This window comes from Microbulbifer maximicatervae (SeqCode), from assembly GCF_052467305.1.
Genome location: NZ_CP174306.1, coordinates 2135386 through 2159918, shown reverse-complemented (window position 1 = coordinate 2159918; position 24533 = coordinate 2135386). Strand labels below are relative to the sequence as shown.

The window sequence follows — 24533 nt, the reverse complement described above, 5'->3', positions numbered from 1 at the left end:
GGGTGATTTAACTTTTGCCGAAATTTTAATAATTATGAAAGTAATATAATCTACTTGGTGATTCTTTCAGAAATTGTATGGGCCGCTAAACAGTGTAGGGATCAACGGCCCGTACTGCGAATCGGGTATCTATTTCTAAAAAACACAAAAGATTGGTGTGACTTGGATCGGGCAGAAATTATTCTGAAACCTCAGGTTTCATCCCCACGCAATATTTGGCGGGAACCTCATCTAAGCTAAATGCCTTCATCAGTTTTCTGCTTGCTCCCACATAGGACTCTGCCGTTGCACCTGACCAGTAACCCGTATCACAACTCAGGGAAACACAATCGCCTCCAAAAGTTACAAAAGACTTATCCCGTACAATCTTGCATGTGCATATGGCTTTAAGTGGATTCATCGGGTCGACAATGCAGGGTTGATCCAGGCAATCAGTCCACGGTTTACCTTCGGGGCAGGACAGTACAGGTTTGGTGGGAGCCTGTGCGAAAGAAAATGTCGATAAGGCTTTTTTGACGTCGTTTGAGTCAGTCACAGGAGCCCGGGTTTTACATTCGGAAAACCCGAAGTTCAACCCCTTATTAACGTCACACCTGCAAATTGCATTTGAATTTGGATTGCTGGGGTCTGGAATGCATGGGGCAGATGTGCATAGAACATACTCATTATTACAAATGATGCCCTTGCTATTCTTGACTGATTTATGGCCATCCTCTTCTGCTGCCGTTTTAACTCCCATAAAAGCAAGGACAATCAAAATTATTGTGAATAGATGTGACTGTTTCATCATGAGCAGCTCTTTTATACGCTAATCGCCAAAATAGAATGAAAGCTGATATTTCCCAGATGAAGATGATTGAAGTGTCGTTTTTTTAGATTGGACCTGGCTTCATCCCGCCCGATATCTCATAGACTATTAGCTCGTGTACGGTGCCTCTGTTCTATTCGACAAGGGATCTTTGGAGTTAAAAGATACACTGGGGCCGCCGTGGGAGTATGGTTGGGAGGCTGAAGGTTTTAGCGGTAAAATTTGGGATCGAGCCCTGGCTCCATCCTTGGGGCCACAAAAGAAGTGGGTAGCGGATAGGTCAATGACATATAGATAAAATTTAAGTTAGCTTGCGGTGGTTTTGGCCAATTTCAATAGTCCAGCTTTCAGAGACACCGGAGGCTTCAGCGAACTGCTCCCAATTTGCTACCGCACTTGCGACCTGATCAATTATCTCCATTGGGCGCTTAATACTGATGGATTCCCCTAATGTTATTAAGTCATCTAAATTGAAGTGATCACGCTTTCCGTTAATACTTATCTGGTGTTGACTTGTCCAAGCTCCGCCAGGATTGTGGGCATAAGTCAGGTCAAAGGCTGGTGAAAGAGACCATTCTCCGGCTGGGTCCATAAGAAATGCAATATTCTTTGTATGATCATCTTGATTCCTGGCCAATACGTTGAAGACCATACGGCGATATTGCTGAACGGCTTCATTTTTAGGCAGATATAGTTCACGCATTATGCTGAATACTTGCTCATAGGAGTGTGCGCCTGCCATGTTGAAATCCAAGTGCGCAATACCACATAGAGACTGCATATGAAGCTTTTGCCCGTTTACCCGATCAAAGCGCCGCGTCATAAAATGCGCTCGGCCATTTTCCTCCAGTAGCCCGCACTCCGCCATATTGATACCCGCTTCGCGAGCCATATGATAATAGGCGTATTCAACCCGCCCATAGCCATCGCTTGCCCTGAATTCAAGATCTCCCGCGCCGTCAAATTTTAAAAGCCAGTAGTCATAGCCTTTAGGGGCGGGGACCTGACCAGAGCGAATATCCCCCATAGCATTCATGGCAATAATTGCTTTTGCACGGGCGCCTCCCGCACTGGTTCCTACGCGCAATATGTCCAGTAAGGAGCCTGATTTTTCAGTATCACTATGTCCAAATTGCGTATTGAGATCCGTCTGCCTATTGGTAATTGCGGCAGCTAGATTGACTAATTCTTCAACGTTCAGGTCGACAGAGTCTTTGAAGGTGCCGTCCACCGCCGGTTGAAATTCAAGCGCTCCCATGCCACGAGTACCGGTGTAACAGAGTCGCTCAATAGGGTTGAAGCTCTCTGGAGTTCGCCCTTGGCGTGCGAGCCAGGCATCAATCACCGCATTGCCGAACTTGTCAGGCAGGCAATCGGCGAGGAGTCCCGGTAATCCTTTAAATGTTTCCCGACTGAGGCCGCGAAAAGTATATGGCTCATTTGAAGCTTCAATAGGCATGGTTATCGGAGCTATATCCAGCCCCCGACGCAAGAACTCCGGTGCATACTCGAATGAACCATAACCACTGTCACCCCAGTGGACAGCGCCTACCAACTCGCCCCACAAGTGAACTGTTGCGGCATTTGTCTGGTTTACCATTCCGGCTTGCTCCTTTTCTTATTGCTGTTCAAGGGCAGGGTATCGCGCTGATTCTGTGAGCTGCGGCTGGCTCTCTGCCGCTGTTTACCTTGAGTAGCAATTTGCATCGGACTTACTGCCGGTTCAGGTAAGAAGCTATCCAATGAATCAAGTTGGCGAAGTACTCTCAGCGCAGCAACAAGGCTATCAAGCCTGCCACGACCAGCCTCCAGCCCTTTAATGGTGGAGGTGGATAGGCCTGCACGCTCAGCCATGTCATCTTGAGTAAGGTTCATTCGTAAGCGGTAGTTTTTGAGACGATTGCCCAGCGACTCAAGTATTTGCTTATCTGATTGACCGTGAAATCCCATAATAGTTGCCTTTCCACCCTTTGATTAGGTTTTGTCGAGCTAAAGGGTGCTTTTTGAGCTATTATAGTCTACAAAGGTTAAAAGTGTTAATAGGTGGAGTTGCAGCTATTAATGCTTAAATTGATCGTTTACAGGTGTTATTCAGGCTATTATTTGTATTAATCCTATTATTGATGGAGGCCGCCTCTGCCGGAAGCTCAACTTCTGCTGGCGATAAGAGAAACACCTGTTCTACATAAGATTTGATGCCATAGGCGGGCGACTACTTTCCTCGGGGATGATTAGGCTTCACTGCTGCTATTAGATTTCTTGCCGTTGCCAAATGGGAACAACTAAGAGGTTTCTCAAATGGGAACAACTAAGAGGTTTCTATGGAGATTTACATTAGATACTGCCATGAACAGTGGCCGCAAATTAACTAGAAGCAAATTGTTTCCCTATATTGTTCTATGGGTAAACCAACAGTAGCTGACCGTTACAAAATTTATCCCTGTTAACTTTAAGTTAGGAGGAAGGTTTTTGTATACGCTCCCCTATAGTTTGTAGAGGATTGTAAGCTGCTCTATAGGTATGGTAGGAGTTCTTTAGATTTGGTAGGAGGTAAAGCTTATATATTGATAGCTAACAGGGCGACGATAAGAGAAAGTACATAGATTAACGACGGGGCAATGCTTTGGAAACCAAAACAAATCAACTGCTGTAGACGCTCTTTAGGCCTTAAAACCTCTTGTACTTTTTATTTCTTCAGGTTTCATACCTAGAGACTCAAGAAACCTCTGGTGTTGTTCAGGTTCCATTTCCTCAAACTTATGGTGCCAAGCGAGCATAGAGTCTTCATCAAACCCTGCCGCTCTCATTATTTCTACCCATCGATTCTTAGTGACCATTTGATCTTTAAGCAAACTTGGCTCTTTTAATAGGGCGACGATCGCTCTCTGTTGTTCTTTAAGCTTGTGAATTTCGCTCTCCAATTGGTAGAAATGATCTTCCAGAATCCGAGACTGAGATGAAGTGTTTTGGCCATCAAGTAATCGTTTTATATCGTTCAGAGATAGGCCGTAGGAACGATAGGCAACAATAGCTTCCAGCCTTCTAGTTTCATTTTGGCCATACCAGCGATAGCCGTTATCTGAGCGCCGTGTGGGCGCAAGTATTCCTTCTCGTTCATAGTAAAGAATCGTTGCCCTGGATATACCACAGTGCCTGGCCAGTTCTGTAACAGTTAGCATAAATGCTCCAGATAGGTAGAGCAGGTGATGATCAACCCTGAACCTGTAGACAGGTCAAGTCGGAAGGCGATACCTTGAATTGCTCTTATGGAAGTGTAAAGGAGATTTGAACGGCTCCGTAGTATCCCTTCTTTTGTGCTAATGAAAATGACACTTACCGTAGGTTTGTGTATATGGCGAATATATGGTCATTTATTTGCTATTGACTCGTCTATAGATGCAGGGTTCAAAGTTCTGGGCTTTAGCAATCAGCGAGAGATGTTTTTGGTTATGGGTCACTCAATTAGCAATATTAAGAAGTCACTATTCTGGCTTTTGGACTATCACCCGGAGGTCGAAAAATATCCCAGTTTGTTGATGAAGCACTGCATAGAACATACGGTGTTGTCTGAAAGAGCTGGCTTCAATAGTGTTTGGTGTGCAGAGCATCACTTCCAGCATCTGGGACATATTCCCAACCCTGCTGTTTTCCTTTCAGCGCTTTCCCAATTGACTAAAAGGATACGCCTAGGTTCGGGAGTTTCTATCTTACCCTTAAGGAGCCCGATTCAGGTGGCAGAGGACTATGCCATGTTAGATATTTTGTCTGCGGGGCGCCTCAACATGGGAGTGGGTACTGGTGGGCAACTCTTGGAGTCAGAAGGAATGGGGTATGACTTTTCAAGCCGAGGGGAGAGATTTAAGAATAACCTAGCTGAGATTCAAAAGCGCTGGAAGCTGGCTTTAGAGGGCCATAGAGGAGTTGAGTCCTTAAATATATCTCCTGTGCAAAAGCCTTCTCCCCCAATTTACATCGCGAGCAATAACCCCGAAAGTGCATATGAAATTGGAAGGTCGGGATATGGCCTGATAACAATTGTTGCGCCTTCAACCGAGAATATTGATGAAATCGCTGTGCGAATTGAGCAGCATCGTCAGGGATTGGCTGATAGCGGCTTTGGTAAGGACCATGCGGAAAGTGTAGTTACCATCTTCTCCCAGGTGGGGGAATCGGAAAAGGACGTGAGGTATTCAGTAGAGCCTGCATTGGCCCGTGTGATTTCTTATCTTTCCGGTAACAAAGTCTCAGATGCTTCGGGGATATACAACTGTATGCGTGATAAAGGAACTGGGCTTTTTGGTACTCCAGGGGAAGTTCAACAAATGATCGCTCGTTATCAGGATATTGGTGTTGAACATATGGCATTTATCAATCGATTTGGTGGCTTGGATTGGTCTGTTGCTTTACGTAGCCTCGAATATTTAGGAGACATTTAAGAGGCGATCTATAAGCGCTGGGATCAAGGTCTCAATAAACCGGCCCCTGATTAAGGGGCTCATCCCCTTCACTTAAGAGCAATTCAATAGAGAGTTGTCCGCTTTCTTTCCTACGCACCCAGCTTGCTGCCAGTAAAAATTGCTGATAGATTCTAAATGTGATCACATTTCAGCTGGGCAAAAATGTAAATAAGTTAAAGGGAAGGGATAGTTTATGGTGAGTCCGATTGTAAGGGCCGGGGTGGAGCAGAGTAATGAAGTCGCAGGACTGGTAACAAAATTGCTGCAAGCCCTTGTCGGTCATAAGCGCAACATCGATCCAGAGGTGATGGCAGTAACGGCTAAGAAGCTGTTATCACAAGATAATGGATTCCATGCTTTCCTATATCATGTCGATGGAGCTCCTGTAGGAGTTATTACCCTATCCAGATCTGCCGCTATTTATGCCGGAGGCAACTACGGGGTAATCGAGGAGCTGTATGTTGAACCAGGGTTCCGCTCGCAGTTTATTGGCAAGGCTCTTTTGGCTGAGGCGATCAGCTTTGCGAAGGAGGAGGGCTGGCCACGGTTGGAAGTTAGTACTCCAGAAAGAGAAAACTGGCAACGAACAATTGATTTTTACCTCCGAGAAGGTTTCCTCGAGAATTCGGTCGGGGAGAGGTTGAAGCTGGAGCTGTAGCTCTTAACCTGAAAAGGAACAGGCCGCTTTGGAAAATGAAAGTCGTATTGGTTGAGTTTGATCTGACAGGGTAATTCAAAAAGTAGCGCTGTCTGCCAGATCAAGCTTGAGCCAAAGGGCTCAGTGGTGTGTCAAACCAGAGCTGCGACTAGCCTCAAACAAAAACCATGACCGCTTTTCTGCCTGATCAATATACTCTTCCAGCAAGCTTGCGGTAGCAATATCTCTATGCTCATCACAAAGTTCGTGGACTTTACGCATACTTGAGATCATTTCCCGGTTATCTTCGCCTAGCTCTAACAACATATCTTGCGGATCTACATACTCGGCATCATTGTCTGAAGATCGTTGTAGCTTGGCGATATGGCCAATGGAGCGAAGCGTAGTGCCTCCTAGTTTGCGCACGCGCTCCGCCAGGGCATCGGTCATCTCGAATACTTCATCGGCTTGATCATCGAAAAGCAAATGATAGTCCCTGAAGTGGGGGCCGCTAACATGCCAGTGAAAGTTCTTTGTCTTCATATATAGGCTGAAAGTATCTGCCAGCAGGGTATTAACGGCAATAGTAATGCTGGCCCTCGCACTCTCACTTAAATCAGAAGGGGCGGCTAGCCTGGATTGTGTGCCTACCGCTTCTCCAGTTGCTTTTCTCATATCAAACCTCACAAGTTATGACAAAGGGACAGGTGTTGCAGTCGGTGTCTCCATGGCACTAGATTAGACACCTATATGGCGACTAGCCATTCACAAAGGGTTGGAAGCCAGAGAGAACCAGCACATTATTTTTCCATCAGTCTTATACTGGTTGATATATCTCAAGCGTATATGGAGGAGTCTGTTTGAGATATAAAGCGGCTCAATCTGATTTGTTAAAAGGCTCTTAGGATAGGTAATGCAGCTACGGAGAATTGCTGAGTGTTCAATAGCTTCAAAAAGGAAGAGTTGTCTAGAAAGTTGTGTAATCTTTTAACGGATGCATATCTAAAAGTAAAAGACCTTGGTTATGATGAGATAGTTACTGAGTTTGATAAGGTTGAAAGCATACACTACCCGCTTATTCAAGAATATCCAGATTTAGTGCTTGAAACAAAGCGGCGTATTGCTGAGCAGAAGTTTTTATTGCTCTCTGAGAGAGGCTTATCTTTTGGAGTTATTCAAGGTCTTCACAAGGATGTGCACGACTTGGGGTATTTAAACATTGATAGCGAAGATACTCTGGAAACAATTTTTTGTCGGCACTGCTTAAACCACCAAAAGTATGCTCTTGCCATTGAAGTTGCTACTGCTCTTAAAAAGAGTGTCCTTTCTGAGCTCGATACTTCTCGGGGCAACAAAGAGGCCTATGCCTATAAAGCTATAGCCAGGTGTGATCGTTTAATTTCACTGGCGAAAGAACACCTATAAAGGCCGAGATATAGCAGCTATACAACTCGGAGAAATTAGATTTGCTGCTGATTTATCAAACGGTGAATGGTTAGCTCAAGTAAGAGGCTGATAACTAGCGCCGATTAAAGTAGTAGATTTTTTCTTTTCTTTCATACTCGCAAGAGCGCCCAGCCCTCATTGAATCAACTTACCAGTCATCAAAAGTCATAGTTAAATAAAATATTTTTGATGTGATATAACATTGCTTTATGTTTGAGGGATAAGGCCGTATTTTTTTTCATAAGTGATCTGTTAATCCTCTTTGGTTGTATCTCCCGTGAACCATTCCACACTTTTTTGCGGAAAAATATTTATTACTTAAGTTTTTTGTAGAGATTTAAAACTTGTCATCGCAGTCCACATGAGTTTCGAGATCTCCATTGAGGACAACAATTTCCAAGTCGTTATACATTTGTACCAAGCTGAAACAATGGTACCAATTTCGCTCAAGCTAACTAAATGATCCTAAATTCAGCAGTTTTTGGGCTTTCCCTTTATAGAATTTATTTAGCCAAAGCGGGGCGGTTTAGGAGTAACCAATATCGAATGATTTTTTGGTATTGGAATAAATATAACTTCGGAGAAACCACAATAATGAAATTATCTTTAAAATTTCTTTTACAAAAGACGGCTTTAGCAAGTGCATTCTCATTGCTATGCACTGCGCCTTTTGGTGCCTATGCGGAAGAAGCGGATAACAAGCTGCTAACTGATCGCATCATCGTTAAGTACAAAGAAAGCGCTAAAGTTGGACGGGCCGCTACTATGGCTCAGGAAACTGTGGAAAAAGCTTCCCGTCGCGCTGGCCATAAAATGCACCATCTGCGCCGCATAGCTACTGGCGCTCAGGTAATGCGCCTGGAAGGTCGAAAAAATAGAGCTGAAGTAAATGCAATTATCGATCGCCTGAGGCAAGACCCGGATGTGGAGTACGCAGAACCAGATCTGATCTTGAAAGCAGTGGCTGTACCTAATGACCCAAGTTACCTCAATCAGTGGCACTACTATGAATCTACCGGTGGCTTGAACCTTCCATCAGCCTGGGATACCACTGCGGGTAACGGGGCTGTGGTCGCGGTACTCGATACTGGTTATCGACCCCATGCAGACCTGGCAGCCAACATTTTGCCGGGCTACGACATGATCGACGATACCTTCGTTTCCGTAGATGGCGATGGTCGCGATAGCGATGCCACCGATCCGGGTGATTGGTATAGCTCTGGTACTTGTGGAGATAGCTCCTCAAGCAACAGTAGCTGGCACGGTACCCATGTTGCCGGCACTATCGCTGGCGTTACCAACAATAATCTTGGTATCGCTGGTGTTGCCTATGAGGCCAAGATCGTTCCTGTCCGTGTGCTCGGCCGTTGTGGTGGCTATACGTCAGATATTGCTGACGGGATCATTTGGGGGGCTGGCGGTTCTGTCAGTGGCCTGCCAGCCAATGCGAATCCCGCCGACGTACTCAATCTCAGTCTTGGCGGCAGCGGAAGCTGTGGTACTACTACACAAAATGCCATCGATACTGCCCGCAGTCTCGGTGCCACGGTTGTTGTAGCCGCTGGCAATAGCAATGCTAATGCAAGCCAATTTACTCCTGCCAGTTGTGATGGGGTGATCTCAGTGGCTGCGACTGACCGCAGCGGTGGCCGTGCTTACTATTCTAACTACGGCAACGTGGTAGATGTTGCAGCACCTGGTGGAGCACAGAGCTTCGCCAATGACTCCGACGGTGTCCTCTCTACTTATAACAATGGTGCTACTGACCCCGGTAGTGATAGTTACTATTACATCCAGGGCACCAGTATGGCTGCCCCCCATGTGGCCGGTGCTGCAGCATTACTCTATTCCGTAGACCCTACCTTGACCCCAGATGAAGTTGAATCAATTCTCACCAGTACCGCGCGGAGCTTCCCGGCTTCTTGCAGCAGCTGTGGTTCAGGTATTGTCGATGCGGCGGCAGCCGTAGCCATGGCCAATGGTGGTGGCGGCGGTGGTGGTGGCGGTAACGACGGTGGTGAACTTGAAAACGGTGTTGCTGAGACGGGTATTGAAGGTAATAGTGGTGAAGAAATTGACTTCACGCTGGATGTACCTGCAAATGCTACAGACTTGTCTTTTGTAATGTCTGGCGGAAGCGGTGATGCTGACCTCTACGTTCGTTACGGTAGCGCACCAACAACCAGCACCTATGATTGCCGGCCCTACACCTCAGGCAATAATGAAACCTGTGATATCGCTAACGTACAGGGAGGGACCTATCACGTCATGGTGCGAGGCTATAGTTCTTTTTCTAACGTAAGCCTCGTAGGTAGCTACACCGCAGGTGGTGGCGGCGGTGGCGGTAGCGACAGTTGGGAAGAGACAAATCTCAGTGGTTCCCGCAACAGCTGGCAGCACTTCACTATCGACGTTGATAGCGGAGCTTCATCGCTGAGCGCCGTAATGTCTGGTGGCAGTGGGGATGCAGACCTCTATGTTCGTTTTGGCCAAGAGCCCACCCGCACAGCGTACGATTGTCGTCCTTACGAGTGGGGTAATGATGAAAGCTGCAGCATCAGCAATCCAGACGCAGGTACCTGGTATATCAGTATCCGCGGTTACTCTGACTACTCTGGCGTTTCTCTGAGTGCTAGTACTGAGTAAATGGGCCAACTCCCACTCCACAGGTTCCTGTGGGGTGGGTAGATAGCAGTTCTACTCAAATAATGTTAGTCAGTTAAGCTGACTAGCATTTTCATTTAACACGTTGATCTCCGCAGAATCCTTTCCCAGTTATATTGCCGGCAATATCACCAATTCTGTGATGATCATTTCCACTGCTCGATTAAAGCTCGTTTTATCAGAGTGGATTAACTTCAAGCTCCAGCCTTTTCTTTAAAGTTGATAAATTTCGAAAAGTATTTTGCAGCCTTTCTGTGCACAGTGAGTGGAAAGCCCTTAGTTATCTCTATATCGGTGCAAAGACAGATAAATAAGTTTGTTTAGGTGGAGGCTGTCACAAGAATAGAAAGAGGCCGGCAATCACCTAAGAAGGATACATCGGTTGGCACTACTATCCCTGTGGGCAAAATTGAAACACTGGTACTAATTTTGTCTCGATATCCAGCCATGACTTGCTCAGGCATATATCTTGCGTAAAGCCTAACGTGCCCTGTCACAACAGGGACAGTGGTACTAATGGTTAGGATGTTACACCCCGTCGGCTAAATCATCATGGAGAGATAACAATAATGAAGTCACTGTTGAAAAAATCCACTCTAGCAGGTGTGTTTTCACTTCTATGTACAGGCTCCTTCGCCACCCAAATGGATAACCTAAGTAGTTCCCCAACAACTGACCGGATCATTGTGAAATACAAGCAGGATTCCACGATCGGACGGTCAGCGAGCATGACTCAGGAAACTGTGGAGAAAGCCTCTCGCCGTGCGGGCCACAACTTGCGCCACTTGCGGCGCATGGCGACGGGTGCACAAGTCATGCACCTGGGGAGCCGAAAAAGCCAAGCCGAGATCAACCTGATAATCAACCGCCTAAAACAAGACCCCAATATTGAGTACGCTGAGCCCGACTTGATGATGCACCCTATGGCGGTCCCTAATGACCCCAGCTATTACGACCAGTGGCACTACTTTGAAGCTGATGGTGGACTGAATTTGCCCGCAGCCTGGGATATAACTCAGGGGGAGGGCGTGGTAGTAGCAGTTATTGATACCGGTTATCTCGCTCACACAGACCTCATGGACAACTTGCTGCCTGGTTACGACATGATTTCGGATTCCGATATCGCTGTAGATGGGGATGGCCGTGATAGTGATGCCAGTGATCCCGGGGATTGGTATACCGATAGTTACTGCGGAAACCCACTGTATCCCGAATTTGATAGCAGCTGGCATGGCACTCATGTGGCCGGCACCATTGCTGCCGTCACCAACAACAAAATGGGTATCGCTGGGATAGCCCATAAAGCAAAAGTGCTCCCCGTTCGAGTACTCGGCCGCTGCGGCGGTTACACTTCTGATATTGCCGACGGCATTGTCTGGAGCGCTGGCGGCTCGGTTAGTGGTGCACCAGCCAATGAAACTCCGGCTCAAGTGTTGAACTTGAGCCTGGGGGGCTTTGGCCTCTGTGGAAGCACAACTCAAAGTGCCATTAATACGGCCCGTAGCCTGGGCGCTACCGTTGTTGTTGCGGCGGGTAACTCTGGGCGGAATGCCTTCTGGTTTTCGCCAGCTAACTGTTCAGGAGTTATTACAGTATCCGCAACCAACCGCTCCGGTGGGCTTGCTTACTACTCCAACTACGGCAATGTGGTCGATGTCGCTGCCCCCGGAGGTGAAACTAATTCGGTGGAATCCGATGGCGTTCTCTCTACATTAAACAGCGGCGCACGGACTCCCGGTAGTGATAGCTTCGCATACTATGCCGGTACCAGCATGGCCGCTCCACATGTTGCCGGTACAGCTGCACTTATATATTCAGTCAAGCCCAATGTTACACCAGATGAGGTTGAATCCATTCTCACCAGTACAGCCCGAAGCTTTACGGGCTCTTGTCGGCGTTGTGGATCAGGCATTGTTGATGCGGCGGCAGCCGTTGAGGCCGCTATAGAGGATTGAATTGTAGAAAGGAGTAAGTTTGATAAAAGACCGGCACTTTGCCGGTCTTTTACACTTTTCCACTGAAGGATTTAGCCAAGTAAAGGGGTGAGGTTAATATTCATCCTTGTTCCCATGCGGGAAATGGATCATTCAATGTCGCCCAGTATTCTTTGCCTCGTAGCACTTCGTCCTCGCTTAGCAGGCAATCATCAAGCGCTTTTGTCATGCTGGTTTGATTCAGACTCTGGCCAATAAAGACTAGTTCTTGCCGCATATCACCAAAGGGTTCTACCCATTGCTTTTTAATGGAGCTGCGATAATTCTCGTCAGTGGGCCAGTTTTCTTTGGGTATAGCTTTCCAGAACATTCCAGCGAAACCATAGTGGGCAATGCCTCCCGCCTGACTCCATTCGCCCGCAAACTCAGGGCGGGACGCCAGCCAAAAATACCCTTTGGAACGAATTAACTTGCCGTGCCTCTCAGTATTGTGCAGAAATTGATGAAATTTTTCTGGATGGAAGGGTCTACGTGCTTCGTAGCTGAAACTGCTAATGCCATACTCTTCAGTTTCAGGAACATGCTCACCTCGCATCTCTTTAAGCCAACCAGGTGCTTGCTGCGCGCGCTCGAAGTCAAATAAGCCGGTACTTAAAACCTCGTCAATATTGACTTGCCCTTGAGAGATCGGAACTATTTTTGCCTGCGTATTTAGAGTTCGCAGAATGGCCTCTAGGCGCTCAACATCAGAAGGGCCAGCTAAATCCGTTTTACTGATCAGAATGACATCTGCGAACTCGACCTGGTCGATCAGCAAATCAGTTACACTGCGTTCGTCGTCTTCGCCTAATGATTCACCAGCATCCTGTAAAAATACTGCCTCGTCATAGTCCTTTAAAAAATTGACTGCATCGACCACCGTCACCATTGTGTCCAAACTGGCAACATCAGAGAGAGAAACACCATTTTCGTCGGCAAAAGTGAAGGTTTCTGCAACGGGTAAGGGTTCAGAAATCCCTGTTGATTCAATAACGAGATAATCAAACCGTCCTTCCTGCGCAAGCTTAGTGACTTCCTCCAGAAGGTCTTCTCGCAGAGTGCAGCAAATACAGCCATTACTCATCTCAACAAGCTTCTCCTCACTACGGTTAAGAGAAACTTCGCTCTGTACCTTCGTCGAATCAATATTGATTTCACTCATGTCATTGACGATTACAGCAACTTTTTTGCCATCGCGATTGTTCAGTATGTGGCTAAGTACGGTAGTTTTACCGGCACCTAGAAAACCTGAAAGGACGGTGACAGGGAGTTTGTTTGTATGCGCCATTAGCCTCTCCGCACTCTGAGTGTTCATCCATGTGTACTAGGTTAATCAGATGGTGTGCAATGATATATCGTATCTTTTGAAGGTCAAGCTATTTCATTTATATGAGGGCAGGGCGGTAGTATTACCGCTCCTCCTTAACCCGCTTACTCCGCCCACTTTCATGCCGCTCCCGCATGTCGGAATCAATGTAGCGATCAGACGTAGCCATACTTGCATGGCCCGTGTCATCGCGCACATGCTCGCGGGGGCGGTACTTCACATCTTCAGAAATACCCGTCAGGAGACAAAGGTTGATGTTGTCTACTTATTGAATGACTTTGTCTTCGTTAGCAACTTCCCCACCTAAATTGTTTTTCGGGTTTAGTAGGCCTCTACACAAGACACTCCTGGGAAGGCGTGCCCTGATTGTAAGGTGCTCTGAAGGCCAGAGAAATCACAGAAATATTTAGCGGCTACCTTTGGGCCAAGGTTGTAAAAATATAGCCGAATAATATCGAAATGATACATGGAGGTTGAAAGTGGTGAGCTTTTGGGATTTTGCCTGCATCTATATAAAGTTCACAAAAATGAGAAAAAATTTCAAGAAAGACTAAATTCTAAAATTTACCGCCTTAAATCTAATGACGCTAACGAGTTTTATACAATAATAAGGCCTCCAATGTTTAGGTTTAGTTGTGGCTAATTAATCCACGTTTGTTTAGTGGATGATTATGTTTTGCGCAGGGCAATATATACATATGATTTGGTTGAATTATTGCTTTGTGAAAAATTACACTTTTGATGGTGGCTGCGCAATCAATTAGATAAATAGATTGCCTGTGTAGCCAAAAGTTAAACACGGAAAATAACCTTAGAAATAGTGCTTTGGAGAATGTGTGAATAATATAGGTATGATCTCAGCTGCCATTTTGTTATCTGTTCTTGCAGCTTCATGCGGAGGTGGCGGAGCAGACTCAAACTCTGACCAAAACACGGATGAAAGTTCTGTTGGGAATGGTAACTCAGGAGGCGGCAACTCAGGAGGCGGCAACTCAGGGGGCGGCAACTCAGGGGGCGGCAACTCAGGGGGCGGCAACTCAGGAGGAGGGAATGACTCAGGAAGTAGTGATGATTCTGGCGACACCAGTCCGAACCAAATAACAGGTGGTTCTGGTAGGATTTCAGAAAATCTCGAAGAGAGAGTTTCAGGGAAGCTCTCCAGTGACACAAATAGTGAAATCCAATTTACTCCAGGTAGCTTTCAAGGGGTTTATGGCGAGCTTGAAGTCAGTGCAGATGGAAGTTGGGTATATGTACTTGATGATCTTCTTTCAGATCCTATTCAGGGTGAGGAAGTTGTAAGTGATAATTTCGATATAGGAATTCAGGCAAGTAGTGAAACAACTCCCATTGTGATTGCAATTGTAGGGTTTGATGATCCATACGAATTTAATGTAGAAACACCAATTGGCACATTAGTGGTTGGTGACTCAGAGTACTTAACCGGAACGCTAACTATCAGTGATATTGATGGAAATGCACCAACCTTTAATGATGAAGCTATTGAGGGCGAGTACGGCGAGTTTAATATAAATGAAAATGGTGACTGGGAGTACCGCCTTAACGAGAAAGCTGATGAAATTCCCTCAGGAACTTCAGTTACTGAAACGGTTGAATTGTCACTAAGTGATAATAGCTCTCAACTATTAACGTTTTCTATTAATACCATAAAGGTTAAGGAGAGTAGTATTGTATTCATATATATGGAGTTCGATGGTGATTCGTCATTAGATATTCTGGGTATTTCTGATCTTGCAAATAGAGTTTTCAATAATTCAGACTCTATGGATAACGTATATTATAGCAATTCGTTTGGGCAACATAATTTTGTACGGCATCGTGCTGAAGATAGCTCACTAGAGAATTATTGCTACGGCTCTCCTGGGCAATATACCTCTTCAATTGATTGTGTAATTTTTAATGTTCCCGATGAAATAAATGGAGACATGCTTAGCTACCAAGAGATATATGATAGGGTACATCTTGGTGGCCGATATACGGACAAAGGGCTGAGTTTCCGTGACGAAGCTACAGCTTGGGCCAAAGAAAACCTGGTAGATGAGAATAACGAACCTCTAGATCTAGGGAAGTGGGACCATCGAGTATACCTTTATCCGAAAGCTATTTTTGGAGCAAGTGCGATAGCTGCAACCTGGGGGGGGTGGTCCTTAATAGGGTTGGATTATGGTCCAGTTCGTGGTATAGATTTTATTCAGCATGAAGTGGGTCATAATTTTGGGCTGGCCCACGCGAATTTTGATAGTAACAATGATGGGGATGCTTCTGATGGTAGATATGGAGGTCTAGGAATAATGGGGTATGGATATTCTAAAATATTTGGTAGTGGCCAGAGAGAATTCTTGGGGTGGTATGAATCATTCCCAGGATATACCAGTGTAGTCACACCGTCTGCAGGCGTTTTTCAAGAGGCTGAATTGCAATCAATTTACCTCGGCCCCGGAGAGCTTTCAAAGGATATTCCCCAGCAAATAAAAATACGGAGTGAAGGTAGTAGTCACGGTAAAGATTATTACTACATAAATTATCATACTCGCCACTCCATAATGAATCCAAGTCAAAGCTCCCCCTCAGTAGTTGTTAGTTATGCCGATGATGGTGCATATAATGATGTGGTGAGACTTAAGTCGCTAGGTGAGTCTTTTACAGATCCTATGAATGGGTTGGTTATCAAGTTTGAATCGGTAGATGCTGTAAGTGGTTACGCAAAAATTTCCGTAAAATATAGTAACTGATTATTTTTAAATAAATGTGTTTGTAGGGTGGAGATTGTGTTGAGAGTGCTATTATTGGTAATTTTGTCTGTTATGTCGGCGACTGTCTTGGCTGAAAGCGTTATAGTCGGGACGGTAGAGGAAATTGTTTTAGAGGGTGAGGGGTTTAGTCATATGGAGTATGTTTTTTCAGTTAAGGATGAGGCTTCAGGAAATTATTTTTTCATGGATAAGAAAGAAATAAAAGGCCTTGATGTAAAGCACGGAGATCGTGTCAGCATTAAAGCTGAATGTGAAGGCTCTCAGATTAGTGAAATTAGTGAGATTAATCTGCTATAAACATATTGCTGGGCGTGAGATGTACCTTAAGAAGGCATGCATGACCGGGTGAAATTTCTCATGCTTTTGGGTGCTGGGAGTCGGTGAGCTACTCACTAAATTCGATTACGAATCTGCTTAATAGCGGCTTCTAGGCCCAAACAGAAATAGAAGCTAGTGCATAATAGTGGTCAACTCTTCTTGATAGCCGCCCCCCCCCAAGCGCCCCAGTATTTCATCTCCGCCATATTTGGTGGTAGCCTGTCTTTTTTGATGTGATTTTATTGGGCTATAGAAACCCATAATATAATTAATAACTTTCTGTTTAGCTGGGGGGGAGGATTTGTAGCTAATGTCCCGAGCCCGTTCCGGCTTTGCTTTTGATCCGTAGGTCATCGTATGTGTCGGTTTGACATTCTGGTATTGATGGCCCGATAGTTGAATGCTTTCTAGGCTGAGCGAGCTTCGCTAGCCGTTCAGCTTGGTTTCAGCTGAGTTGTATGTCGCCTTACGTTATAGTCTTTGATATTGTCCTTGCTCCACCTGAGCCGTTGCTAATTTGTAAGCTGTTCGTGTCCGGATTTAGTGGATTGCTACAATTGAACACTCCTCATAAAAAACTAAGAACTAAAAATTGAAGCCCACAAAATAAAGCATTTAGAGGTTCCTCAAGATAAAGTATAGAAATTATTAGAGCCACAAGAGGAAGTGAAAATAATGGATGTAAACTCAGTCGGTAGCGCAAGAACAACAAGTGGGGCGCCCCAACATTAAACAACACGCGAGACAACCGATCCGCTGAGAGCAATACAGGTCGAAAAAGATTAACCAAAGCGCGCAGAGCTGATCTCTGTGACCGAATTTTTACTAGATTATGTTGCAGAAAGAAAACTGTTCAAGCCGCAAAGACCGTCCGAATCAAGTAACGACTGAGTCATTAAGCCTGGGGGATATAAAACCTGCGGTTATGTCCACATTAATTTACAAAAGTCCCCACTCCAGCAACCAAAACTGCATACTCTTTTTGCTTATGTAAGGGTAGCTGCTTCTTTAGCTGATGGACTATTTGATCCGCGAGGCTTTGTTGACGAATGACTCTAGAGCTATGAACTGACATTCTGCATAGCAAACTGCTTATCACTGTAAGCGATTACAGGTAATTACTCCATTCAGGGCATTCAAGTTGAGTTGTTCATCTGCCAGGCAGAGAAGCCTAAAAAGGTGTGTCGTCAATCGATAAATATGGTGATATGAAGTCTATACCAGTCGTCTTGCTGGCATAGATTGCACATTACTTGCAGTGCTTCTGAGGGGGCATATTTTTAATGCGAAATTACGTCCATAGTGTCACATAATATTTACCTATAAGCGCTGCAGGGCCTAAAGGCTGTCAATATTGAGTGTAAATCACCGTAGTGGGACCTGGTCATTTGTAGGACCCCTAGTTTTCTGTTTGGGGGGCATGGGACTGGTAGCGTCATTCGCACTTTGCGTTGCGACCGCTTGAGATGGATTGATACTCCTGTGAGGCGGTGTATCGATTTAGAGCCAATCCAGAGTCAGAAGTATCGGGTTATTATTTAGGAACTTCTTAATTCTAAAAAGATAAAACTAAAATCAAAAGATTTGCCTGTTTGAAAGGAGTAAGATTCAAGTAAGTAACTTTGCAGTAATGTCTACGTTTAAATAATAAATGTAGCAATAGACTTGCTTGGTATTTTGTTAACTCTTTAATAGAGGAAGATATAATGGGATCTGTAAGTGGGGTAAATAATCAAGGGCGGATAGCTGTCTCTAGTCCTGAAAATGGGCGGCAAAATCAGGCAGGCAATCAAGAAGGGCAGGTCTCAAAGAAAAGGGCTGGCCTTGGAGCTAAGATTTATTCACTTTTAGGTTGCTTAAACCCTATAAAAAGGGGTTCTCCTAATCCAAATGAAGTAGTACCTACAGAATCTATAGGCAAATCTACAGTAAGGCCAAATTTTGCTCTGCCGCCCTTAAAGCCCCATATGCTTGAGGCTGAATTGGTATCTACTTGTACCGACAGGGCTGCAATAAACAAGCCTAATAAGCAAGAATGGAGAGGAATGAATACCAATGATATTGTGAGAGCGTATGGATACAAGGTGTCAGATCCAGCTGTTGATCCTTCCAAGCCAATCTTTGATCGTGATGATAATCCGATCGTCTTCAGCTGGGGATTACCTAGTGCACCAGAGAAGGATTTGACCCAGCAGAATCTTGATCGGTCTATGAATGATGAAGTCTACTTTATGCGGCTTTTATCTACGGAAGGTAGCCAGTTAAAAGATCATTGGATGACTGTCGGAGAGAAAACCTTTACCCAAGAGACTATTGAATTTTTGCAGGAATTTGGGCGTGCGATAAATGTAGGTGATACTACTGGGGCGCAAGAATATCCTACCATTGACCTATATATAAATAGGGCAAAAGCTGTCGTGTTGGAGGAGTTGAAATCAGGAAAAAATAGTAGCCTTGAAACTTTTAAAACGATTGCGAAGAAGTATATTGAGCCTGACGCTAATTATGGATTTGGATTTGGATTTGAATCTGATGAGGCTGACTTAAAGCCAACGTTAAACGTATCTTGGGAGGAAAGGTCGCTTGTTGTTGATGGTTTTAAGGAGTTAAAGGATTTAAAGGGAGATTCATCTATAGAAAAGGCAATTGATGATATATTTACAGGTTACGGTAAGATAGTTGGTACTATCTATAGTACTTTTGTCAAAAATGTAAAAACCGACCATGGGAACATCCCAAAAGATGATGTGAGCCTCTAGACAACTCAGAAATATCTCTGCGGGCCTTAAAGGCCGCAGAGGTCAGGCGCTGCTCAACGCGAATGGCCTTAGTCTTTTGCAAGAGCTTCAACGTAGCAGACGCGGCCTTTAAGGCCCGCCCTTCGGGGCTTGCAAAGCGGTTCACACTTTGCGCTACGACTTTTTGAAAGGTCTAGATATTCTGCGAAGCCGCGCTTTGATTGTGAGCCGTTCTGCTAGCCAGAGACCATAGGGTTATTCAGTGGCACCCTTATTTAAGTTTGTATGTAAAAAATGACGAAAATTAATTCTCCTCAATCTGTTGGTGCTAGTTCTTCTTCTAGCAATTTCCAGTCGCTTGTTGAAGTGAGCGGCGATCAAACCTTAAATCAAACTAATCCCCCGAAACAATCCGGCTTTAAATGTAAACTACAGGTTATGGGGCAAAGATTGCGTGGGGCATTGGCATTCGTGATGCCCGGCCTGAAAAGTAGTAAAAATACTCGGGTACCAGTTCCCAATGAAGCAAGCTCAGCTGGTAAAGTTGGACGGCAGTCAGTTGATTTCGGTCGGTTAGTGCGGCTGAATGCTTTTCCCAAAGAAGCTGAGGATATCTTTGCCAGAAACGACTTGGCGCAATTAGAAAACTTTAAATCTAAAATCGATAAAGAGATTGAATATCTTCAGGCAATTGCAATTAATTTTGAATCAGATGGTGAGGGTGACAAGTATGTCAAGGGTGAGATTGAAACGGGGGGGAAATCGTTAAAAGATTTGTCAAGGAAGTGTGAGGCTTACTTATTAGCTCCAGAGAAGGATTTGACACGAGAGACTCTTGATCGATCCATGTATGATAAAGTCTACCTTATGCGGATTTTATCTACGGAAGGTAGCCAGTTAAAAAAAGTTTGGACAGATACCGCAGAGAAAGCCTATACCGATGAAAGTACTGAGTTTATGCGGGAATTTGGGTGTGTAATAAATGTAGGTGTTACTACGGAGCCGCAAGAATATCCTACCCTTGATGGATATATCGATCAGTTAAAAGCTGCTTTGAAGGAGGACTGGGATTCAAAAATACCTAGCAATCTTAAGAATTTAGAAACGCTTGCAGATAAGTTTGTTAAGGTTGGTAGTCAATTCGGGTTAAACGTATCAGGGGGTGATAAAAGTCTTGTTGTCGATAACCTTAAAGTTTTAAGAAGCTTATATCAAGAAGAAAATTCAAATGATGAAGTTTCTATTTCCGGTGGTTCACGGCATGATTCAATAGAACAAAATGATGAAAGTTCTAACTCTTTTGCCTCTCTTGATCCTACAGAGATAAGCTTTTCTGAAGAGTCAGTTCAGCCAATTGATGAATCCTCTGGCCCTACAAAGGATCCTTTCTCCACTGCAGTGGATGGCTTAATTAAAGGCTATGTATCTATATTAAATACAATCCATAGAGATTTTATGAGCAATATGAAAGTGCATGAAGATTTTAAGGAAAGCCTCCGAGAGCAAAATAGGGTAGATTTATTTTGGTTTGGTAGGGCTTTTTAGGTTTTGAGCTCAGTTCCGCATTCCATTAATGCGGAACTGTATCTATATATCTACCCCGGGTATTAAAATGAATGATTTTTCAACGGTTGTTTCAATTCGAAGATCAAGCTCATCTGAAGCATTATGTGGGGCTCACACTAACAAGAAAACTAGTTCAAGTTTTAGTCGCAATATTAGTCGTCTAGTTGGCTGTGTCGCTGGAAGTCTTAAGACGTTAATTTCTGGTTTAAGGCATAGTGATGCAGAGAGATTGAAGTCCCAACAAAAGTTCAGGCTGATCTGGGGGTAACAGGGGGTGCAAGGAAGAATAATGACAAGGTTAATTCTGAGCCTGGCAGTGCCCAAAGCCATAAGAATGTAGGAGTAATTCATAGTGTGAGTATTAGTTATCAGATACATAGCATCAAGAAATTTTGTGAAGATGCCCCTTCCAAATTGAGGAGTTTCTCTGATAAACGAAGCTTGGATGATTTTCTGGGAGAAGTTCAAGAGGCAATTTCGGAGTTGCAATCTATCGGTCAATACTTATTTCGGGATAAGGATGATAGTGATATTTTCTTGGAAAGGTTGGAAGATTGCGAAAAGTTAATGGAAAGTTTGGAGCAATTGGAAGTAGCTACAGAGAAAAAAATAGAGCACGTTGATATCAATAATTCCTTTGCAAAGAGTAAGGGGGAAGAGGGGAGACGGCATGGCCAAGCGGTTTCCGGTTTAGATCGATTTAGTTCGCCTGACAACTCTGGATGGTATGAACTTGATATTAATACTGGTCAGATTGTTGCTAGATTGTCTGACTAAATTGTGGTGGTCCAGCTTATATCCATACGATAAGCTGTGTCTATCCATGCAATTGATTCTATAGATATACCCTTAGTCTGGTATAGTGATTTCTTAGATTTTTTCCTCTTCGATGGCCCACCTCATGGGCCTTTTTTATGTGATGTAGGTATTGCTATTTGTTTATCAATGTTTACCGGGTGGATTGGTCGGGGAATCCTGGATCAAGCGGCTGTGGGCTGCTTAAACGAAATGTGAAAAATTGGGACTTACTAAAAGTGTTTTCTCAGGCGTACTCTCTTGTTGTAGTTTATTTAAAATTTACTCGCATACATCGAATTGAAGTATTTGCTTTTAGGAATTTTTTGTAATATAAAAATTATATTGAGGCCGATGCCCAGTATGAAAATAGTTAATTATTTCAGCTTAGGACTCTTTATATGTTCAAGCAGCAAATAGCTATAGCAGTTAGCCGCTTTCGACAATAATGAAGGCTCGATATTCAGCGAAAACAGAAATCGTGAAATTGCAGCTCTATTGAGGGACACGTTCAGTTTTAAGGAATCAGTGATGAGATAACTGAAGATCGGCTTGGTGTGCCCTTCTTCTGTACAGCGATTGTGAGTGCACTTTAATTTGAGGGTATGTCCAAGGGAGACTCTAGGTCTCCCAGCTATTCAGGTGGGCAGCTCAGCGCTTAGGGGCCGACATTCGATCAATTCGGCAGCTCTATTGGTTCGTATTTTAACGCTAAGGTTGGAAGCCAATATCAGTTTAGCTTTGGTGCATCTGAGCCCCGCTTCTTCTTAAGATACGATGTGCAAAATTTAGTAAACATAAATTGCACCGGACCTTTCCGCGCTATTGTCGTTCTGATCGCCATTAACACCGATAGCACTGCTGTCCTCAGAGTCAGCCCCTACAGCCAGGGTATTGCCATCGGCACTGAGGCTGACAAAGCTACCGAAGAAATCACGAGCTTCGGTATTGCTCGCTTTTAGGTAGGCCCGTTGTACCCAAGCTTCATTCACACGGGTAAACACGTAGGCGGCACCTGCGAAGGTGGCTTCATTATTGAGCTGATCGCCATTAACTCCGGCAGCGCTGCTTTCTTCACGGTAAGCTCCTACAGCCAGGGTGTTGCCATCGGCGCTAATGCTGATGGAACCACCGAAGGAGTCACCAAAGCCTAAATTAGGCTCCTCAGTATTACTGGCTTTAAGATAGGCTTGCTGTGCCCAGGCGTCATTCACTCGGGCAAACACATAGACCGCGCCGCTATCGATGGCACTATTATCAGTCTGATCACCATCAATACCGATAGCGCTGCTATCTTCGAAAAAAGCTCCCACAGCCAGGGTGTGGCCATCGGCACTGAGGCTTACAGAGGTGCCGAACTGATCACGAGCATCGGTATTGCTCGCTTTAACGTAGGCCTGCTGTACCCAGGACCCCTCACTTTGGCTAAAAACATAGACCGCACCTGCTGTGCTGGCGCTATTATCGGATTGATCGCCATTAATGTCGCTAGAGCTGCTACTCTCGTGATTTGCCCCCACAGCTAGGGTTTGACTATCGGCACTGAGGCTTACAGTGGCGCCGAAGAAGTCACCAAGATCGGTATTACTGGCTTTGATATAGGCCTGCTGTAGCCAGGCTTCATCCTCACGGGAAAAGACATAGACGGCACCAGAGTTTTCGGCACTATTATCATCCTGTTCGCCGTTAGCTCCGGTAGCACCGCTGTCTTCGGAATCAGCCCCTACAGCCAGGGTGTCACCATCGGCACTGAGGCTTACAGAGGTACCGAAACGATCAAAAGTATCGGCGTTGCTGGCCTTGAGGTAAGCCTGCTGTGTCCAGACTTCGTCCTCTTGGGTGAATATATAAACTGCGCCTGCAAAGTCGGCGCCATTCTCCGATTGATCGCTAGCAAATCCGAGAATGCCAAAGTCTCCGGCATTAGCCCCCACAGCCAAGGTGCGACCGTCGGCACTGAGGCTGACGGAGCTGCCGAACTGATCACCAGCATTCGTATTACTGGCCTTGAGGTAAGCCTGTTGCTCCCAGGCGCCATTTACTCGAGTAAACACATAGACTGCGCCCGAATCCTTGGCGCTATTATCGGATTGGTCGCCATTGGTACCGGTAGCGCCACTGTCTTCGCGATCAGCCCCTACGGCCAGGATAAGGCCATCGGCGCTTAGGCTGATAGAGAATCCAAAATTGTCAACTGAGCCGGTATTGCTGGCTTTAAAGTAGCCAATGCTCGCTACTAGGCTGTCGCTGACAGAGAGCAGGTCTGAGTCACTACACTGTTCTTTCTCTCCGTCGCTGTTACAAGCCCTCAGTAGATATTGTGCATTGGTGCGGGCGAAGAGGGGAACTTCCAAAGCCAGGGTGCCGTTGCCCTGGGGGATATTCTCAGCGACTGGGATAAAGCCTGAACTCCCATCGGGGTTTTCCAGCAGATGGTAATGGGTAGCCCCTTCCGCGTCGGTCCAATCAAAGCGGAAAATCTTGGTCGCCTCGAAGCTCAGGGTGAAATTCTGAACTACGCCAGGGGCAGCAGGTGGATCTTCCGCTGGCGGGTCTTCCGCAGGTGGATCTTCTGCAGGCGACTCTGTTGCAGCCGGTTCTTCGTCGACAGTCTCTTTATCACTGGAGCCTCCGCTACATCCAGAAAGGATCGAGAGAAGCAGCAGCATTAGTAGAACTTTGTAATATTGAATGGTCATTTTTGTTGGCTGTTGGGTATAGATAAGAAAGGATGATTATCCCAATAGTCTATTTATTTTCTTTAATTTTCAGGCGTTTATTTTTAGGTTTCAGGCTTTATTGGGTGCGTAATTAGAACTGCCATCGTTAGAGGGGGCTGCTGGGTTGAAATAGTTCTGCGCGCTGAATTGGATGTACTGGGATTACAGTTATATGGAGAGGTTTGTATGGAGGAACACTACCGGTTGCGTTGAGTATGCTCTAATTCGAGAATGGGTCAAGAGAGGCCCTAGGCCTCTCAACTACTTAAATGTAGGGGATGGAATTTAGTGTCGGTTTTATCTAAGAGCC

General features: G+C 45.2%; 18 protein-coding genes. 10 read left to right on the top strand and 8 right to left on the bottom strand.

Features of this window, described 5'->3' with window-relative positions:
* Positions 1-178 precede the first annotated feature (178 nt).
* The 4 genes from ACJJI4_RS09630 to ACJJI4_RS09615 all read right to left on the bottom strand — a co-directional run bounded on the left by ACJJI4_RS09630 (position 179) and on the right by ACJJI4_RS09615 (position 3987).
* A complete protein-coding gene (locus ACJJI4_RS09630) occupies positions 179-790 on the bottom strand; it encodes a hypothetical protein (protein ID WP_444927895.1) in 612 nt (203 codons plus the stop codon).
* A 319-nt stretch (positions 791-1109) separates the two neighbouring features.
* Positions 1110-2408: a type II toxin-antitoxin system HipA family toxin gene (locus ACJJI4_RS09625; RefSeq protein ID WP_444927894.1), complete on the bottom strand. Its 1299-nt coding sequence runs from the start codon at positions 2406-2408 to the stop codon at positions 1110-1112.
* The gene (locus tag ACJJI4_RS09620; protein ID WP_282932855.1) at positions 2402-2758 is read right to left on the bottom strand and encodes a helix-turn-helix transcriptional regulator; all 357 of its coding nucleotides are present in this window, start codon (positions 2756-2758) and stop codon (positions 2402-2404) included. The genes ACJJI4_RS09625 and ACJJI4_RS09620 overlap by 7 nt, the downstream gene beginning before the upstream one ends.
* A 710-nt stretch (positions 2759-3468) precedes the next feature.
* Positions 3469-3987 carry a MerR family transcriptional regulator gene (locus ACJJI4_RS09615; RefSeq protein ID WP_413662048.1) on the bottom strand — a complete coding sequence of 173 codons (519 nt, stop codon included), beginning with the start codon at positions 3985-3987 and terminating at the stop codon, positions 3469-3471.
* Positions 3988-4134: 147 nt separating this feature from the next.
* Between ACJJI4_RS09615 and ACJJI4_RS09610 the strand changes: the two genes are divergently transcribed.
* On the top strand, positions 4135-5244 hold the full coding sequence (locus ACJJI4_RS09610; protein ID WP_444927893.1) for an LLM class flavin-dependent oxidoreductase: 1110 nt from the start codon (positions 4135-4137) through the stop codon (positions 5242-5244).
* Positions 5245-5458: 214 nt separating this feature from the next.
* Positions 5459-5923: a GNAT family N-acetyltransferase gene (locus tag ACJJI4_RS09605; protein ID WP_282932853.1), complete on the top strand. Its 465-nt coding sequence runs from the start codon at positions 5459-5461 to the stop codon at positions 5921-5923.
* 120 nt (positions 5924-6043) lie between these two features.
* On the opposite strand, the gene ACJJI4_RS09600 is transcribed toward ACJJI4_RS09605, so the two are convergent.
* Complete coding sequence (locus ACJJI4_RS09600; protein WP_282932852.1) at positions 6044-6577, bottom strand: Dps family protein; 534 nt, start codon at positions 6575-6577, stop codon at positions 6044-6046.
* A gap of 261 nt (positions 6578-6838) precedes the next feature.
* Here ACJJI4_RS09600 and ACJJI4_RS09595 point away from each other — a divergent pair, with 261 nt between their 5' ends.
* From ACJJI4_RS09595 to ACJJI4_RS09585, 3 genes are all read left to right on the top strand, one after another.
* On the top strand, positions 6839-7327 hold the full coding sequence (locus tag ACJJI4_RS09595; protein ID WP_444927892.1) for a hypothetical protein: 489 nt from the start codon (positions 6839-6841) through the stop codon (positions 7325-7327).
* Between the two features lie 615 nt (positions 7328-7942).
* Entirely contained in the window at positions 7943-9994 is a 2052-nt protein-coding gene (locus tag ACJJI4_RS09590; RefSeq protein ID WP_444927891.1) for a S8 family peptidase, read from the top strand.
* Between the two features lie 587 nt (positions 9995-10581).
* Entirely contained in the window at positions 10582-11967 is a 1386-nt protein-coding gene (locus tag ACJJI4_RS09585; RefSeq protein WP_444927890.1) for a S8 family peptidase, read from the top strand.
* A gap of 100 nt (positions 11968-12067) precedes the next feature.
* On the opposite strand, the gene zigA is transcribed toward ACJJI4_RS09585, so the two are convergent.
* On the bottom strand, positions 12068-13273 hold the full coding sequence (gene zigA, locus ACJJI4_RS09580; RefSeq protein WP_444927889.1) for a zinc metallochaperone GTPase ZigA: 1206 nt from the start codon (positions 13271-13273) through the stop codon (positions 12068-12070).
* A 121-nt stretch (positions 13274-13394) separates the two neighbouring features.
* Complete coding sequence (locus tag ACJJI4_RS09575; RefSeq protein ID WP_444927888.1) at positions 13395-13532, bottom strand: hypothetical protein; 138 nt, start codon at positions 13530-13532, stop codon at positions 13395-13397.
* A gap of 616 nt (positions 13533-14148) precedes the next feature.
* On the opposite strand from ACJJI4_RS09575, the gene ACJJI4_RS09570 reads away from it, so the two are divergent.
* The 5 genes from ACJJI4_RS09570 (at position 14149) to ACJJI4_RS09550 (ending at position 21485) form a co-directional block, all read left to right on the top strand.
* A complete protein-coding gene (locus ACJJI4_RS09570) occupies positions 14149-16065 on the top strand; it encodes a VCBS domain-containing protein (protein WP_444927887.1) in 1917 nt (638 codons plus the stop codon).
* 87 nt (positions 16066-16152) lie between these two features.
* Positions 16153-16383 carry a hypothetical protein gene (locus ACJJI4_RS09565; RefSeq protein WP_444927886.1) on the top strand — a complete coding sequence of 77 codons (231 nt, stop codon included), beginning with the start codon at positions 16153-16155 and terminating at the stop codon, positions 16381-16383.
* A 1727-nt stretch (positions 16384-18110) separates the two neighbouring features.
* Complete coding sequence (locus tag ACJJI4_RS09560) at positions 18111-19163, top strand: hypothetical protein (RefSeq protein ID WP_444927885.1); 1053 nt, start codon at positions 18111-18113, stop codon at positions 19161-19163.
* A 273-nt stretch (positions 19164-19436) separates the two neighbouring features.
* A complete protein-coding gene (locus ACJJI4_RS09555; RefSeq protein ID WP_444927884.1) occupies positions 19437-20687 on the top strand; it encodes a hypothetical protein in 1251 nt (416 codons plus the stop codon).
* A gap of 375 nt (positions 20688-21062) precedes the next feature.
* Positions 21063-21485, top strand: coding sequence for a YecA/YgfB family protein (locus ACJJI4_RS09550; RefSeq protein ID WP_444927883.1), 423 nt, complete (start codon positions 21063-21065; stop codon positions 21483-21485).
* A gap of 806 nt (positions 21486-22291) precedes the next feature.
* Here ACJJI4_RS09550 and ACJJI4_RS09545 read toward each other — a convergent pair.
* Positions 22292-24202, bottom strand: a complete 1911-nt coding sequence (locus tag ACJJI4_RS09545; protein WP_444927882.1) for a histidine kinase — start codon at positions 24200-24202, stop codon at positions 22292-22294.
* Positions 24203-24533: the final 331 nt, after the last annotated feature.